The organism is Curtobacterium sp. 18060 (assembly GCF_902706105.1).
In the GTDB taxonomy this organism is placed as follows: domain Bacteria; phylum Actinomycetota; class Actinomycetes; order Actinomycetales; family Microbacteriaceae; genus Curtobacterium.
Genome location: NZ_CACSJV010000111.1, coordinates 1 through 933, shown reverse-complemented (window position 1 = coordinate 933; position 933 = coordinate 1). Strand labels below are relative to the sequence as shown.

At 70.0% G+C, this 933-nt stretch carries 1 rRNA gene; it reads left to right on the top strand.

From position 1 onward, the window contains the following. Nucleotides 1-2: 2 nt before the first annotated feature. Nucleotides 3-119 (top strand): 5S ribosomal RNA (gene rrf, locus GVL05_RS19795). Nucleotides 120-933 lie beyond the last annotated feature (814 nt).

Genomic DNA, 933 nt, shown 5'->3' with positions numbered 1-933 from the left:
GTTCCGGTGGTCATAGCGAGAGGGAAACGCCCGGTCACATTCCGAACCCGGAAGCTAAGCCTCTCAGCGCCGATGGTACTGCAAGGGGGACCTTGTGGGAGAGTAGGACGCCGCCGGACTTAACGTAAGAGGATGTGGCCATCGGCCCTCCATCGTGAATTCGCAGGGGAGACCCTCGTTCACGGTGGTGGCCGGTGGCCATTTCTGTTTTGCTGCTCGTCGCTCGACGTCGGCTCCGGTTCGTGATGGACTGGAGCTCGAACGTCGGTCCGACCGACGCGGCACCCAACACAACGACACAGCGGACGAACGCCCGGCCTTCGGCTCGGGCACGCGATGAGGAGCAACGGTGGCGAACGACGACGAGCGGCGGAACGACGGCGACCGGGAAGACCGACCCCGACGGGACGACCGAGCCCCTCGACGCGACGGAGGTCCGCGCGGAGACGCTGCGAGCGGAGGCCGTTGGTCGTCCGGTCCACGGGACTTCGAACGCCGTGAGGGCGACCGCCGTGACCGTCCTGAGCGCTCCGACCGTCCGTTCCGCGACGGCGCTGCACGTCGCGACAGTGCGCCGCGGAGCGGTGGCGACCGTCCGTTCCGCTCCGGAGACCGTGACGATCGTCCGTCGTGGCGGAGCGATCGCAGCGATTCCGGCCGTCCGCCGCGCGGCGACGGCCCCCGCGGCGCTGAGCGTCCGAGCCGCGACGGGGACCGTCCGTTCCGGTCAGACCGCCCCGCGCGGGACGGCGACCGTCCCGCCTACCGTGGTGGTTCGGATCGTCCGCGTCGTGATGGTGACCGCCCCTACCAGGGTGGTTCGGATCGTCCGCGTCGTGATGGTGACCGCCCGTACCAGGTTGGTTCGGATCGTCCGCGTCGTGATGGTGACCGCCCCGCGTACCGCGGTGGGTCGGACCGACCCGCCCGTCC